Below are 2,349 nucleotides of genomic sequence, written 5' to 3'. Positions count from 1 at the left end.
TGTCATAGGGCGGTGAATACTGCCTGATTGTGGGCTTCGAAAATTCCCTAGCTGATGCCCCTGCCTTCACGTCCTGAGACATGCTCCGGCCGTGCAGGCGCTCCCGCCGTCGTCGATGATCCTCCCGACACAGTTCGGACGGGAGCGGCGCCGGTGATCCAGCTTGGAGAATTACCTATGATCCTGGACCTCCATCGTCAGGGATTGTCCATCTCAGCCATCGCCCGCCGCACCGGCCGCGATCCCAAGACCATCCGCAAGTACATCGCCCGCGGCCTCGAACCACCTGTCTACGGCCCACGGCAGGTCGGTCGCCCCGGCAAACTGGCGCCGTATCTCGGGTACCTGCGCGAGCGCATCACGGTCTTTCCCGACCTGAGCGCGGTCCGGCTCACCCGCGAGATTCGTGAGCGCGGCTATCAGGGCGCTTACACGGCTGTGAAGCGCTTCCTCTCTGCTAACCGCCCGGCCGATCGGCCCAAGCCCTTCGAGATCCGCTTCGAGACGCCTGCCGGCCAGCAGGCCCAGGTCGACTTCGCCCGCTTCGTCACCGTCTTCACCGACCAGCCGGAGATCCCCCGCATCGTCTGGCTGTTCTCCCTGGTGCTCGGCCATTCGCGCTACATCTTCGCCCGCTTCGTCCTGCACCAGGATCTGCAGACCCTGCTGCGCTGTCACATGCTGGCCTTCGAGAGCATCGGCGGCGTGCCGCTCGAGATCCTCTATGACCGCATGAAGACCGCGGTGACCGGCGAGGATGGCGAGGGCCATGTCATCTACAACCGGGCGCTGCTGACCATGGCGCAGCACTACGGCTTCCTGCCCAAAGCCTGCCGGCCGTACCGGGCCAAGACGAAGGGAAAAGTCGAGCGGCCCTTCAGCTACATCCGGCAGGACTTCTTCCTGGCGCGCTGCTTTTGCAATCTCGACGACCTCAACGCCCAACTGCGCGACTGGCTCGACACGGTGGCCAATGCCCGCCTGCACGGCACGACCCAGCGGATCGTTGCAGAGGCTTTTGCCGCCGAGCAGCCGGAGCTGCAGCCCCTGCCGGCCGGTCCCTTCGATGCCCTGCTCAAGCTCGAGCGCCGGGTCAGTCACGATGGGCTCGTGTCGATCGGCGGCAATTACTACAGCGTTCCGGATCGCACCCGGCGCATCGTCGAGGTGCATCAACTCCCCGACCGGATCCGTATTCTCGATCAAGGCCAGGTGGTGGCCGAGCATCCGGTGCTCGAAGGCCGGCGTCAGTCCCTGGTCGATCCAGCCCATCGCCACGGGCTCATTGCGAAGGCGCCGCGTTCCGCGTCCGAGAAGATTGTGATTGGGCGCCCGGGCGATCAGGTCGCGCGTCGCTCGCTGTCATTCTATCAAGCGGTGGCGGATCGCCTCGCAGCGGCGGGAGGTCAGTCATGACAAGCCATGCTCACAGCACTCTCGAGAGCATCCGCAGAAGCCTGGTTGGCTTGCGGATGCCGCGTGCCCTGGAGATGCTCGACGCAACGCTGCGGCGCATCGAGCAGGGCGAGATCGACGGCATCGAGGCGCTCGATCATTTGCTTCTGGAAGAGCTCACGGTGCGGGAGAGCCGGCGCATCAAGGCGGCCCTGATGATGGCGCGGCTGACGACGGTCAAAACCCTGGCGAGCTTTGACTTCACCTTCCAGCCCTCGCTCGACCGCAATCGCATACTGGCGCTGGCCGAGCTCAAGTTCATCGACCGGGCCGAGGCGGTGCATCTGCTGGGGCCACCCGGTACGGGCAAAAGCCATCTCGCGACAGCCCTAGCGGTGGAGGCGGTGAAAGCGGGCAAGAGCGTCTACTTTGCGACCCTGGCAGAGATCATTGCCTCGTTGGCGAAGGCGGAACGGGAGGGGCAACTGCGCGAGCCCATCCGCTTTCTGTCGCGGGCCGCGCTGCTCGTGGTCGATGAGATCGGCTATCTGCCGGTCACACCCGGGGGTGGCAATCTGTTCTTCCAGTTGGTCAACGCCCGCTATGAGAAAGGGGCGATGATCCTGACCTCCAATCGCGGATTTGCCGAATGGGGCGAGGTTTTTGGCGATCCGGTTGTGGCCACGGCGTTGTTGGATCGCCTGCTTCACCATGCGGTTGTGATCCAGATCGAGGGCTCGAGCTACCGGTTGCGTCAGCATGCCGAACTCGTCCCCGAGCACGTGCGATCGAAAGCCTTGATTACGCCGCCGCCGGCACCAAAGCGCCGCGGCCGACCACCCGGAGGGACATCCACGGATCATCCGACCGGCTGATCACCGGAGAACGTCGTCGTCTATCAGGTAAGGGAAAATTGAAGGCCCACAAATGCGGAGGCTTCAACGCCCGTTGACA

2 protein-coding genes are annotated in these 2,349 nt (G+C 64.3%); both read left to right on the top strand.

Annotation, left to right across the window (positions count from 1 at the left end; genetic code table 11):
- The first annotated feature begins 153 nt into the window (after positions 1-153).
- A complete protein-coding gene (gene istA / locus JKL45_RS29455; protein WP_201865305.1) occupies positions 154-1,416 on the top strand; it encodes an IS21 family transposase in 1,263 nt (420 codons plus the stop codon).
- Positions 1,413-2,270 (top strand): IS21-like element helper ATPase IstB, encoded by an 858-nt coding sequence (gene istB / locus JKL45_RS29450; RefSeq protein WP_201865302.1) that lies wholly within the window; start codon positions 1,413-1,415, stop codon positions 2,268-2,270. The genes istA and istB overlap by 4 nt, the downstream gene beginning before the upstream one ends.
- Positions 2,271-2,349: the final 79 nt, after the last annotated feature.

The organism is Microvirga soli, assembly GCF_016734765.1.
Lineage (GTDB): Bacteria > Pseudomonadota > Alphaproteobacteria > Rhizobiales > Beijerinckiaceae > Microvirga > Microvirga soli.
The sequence above is the reverse complement of the archived record's forward strand: the minus strand, read 5'-3'. Positions and strand labels throughout refer to the sequence as shown.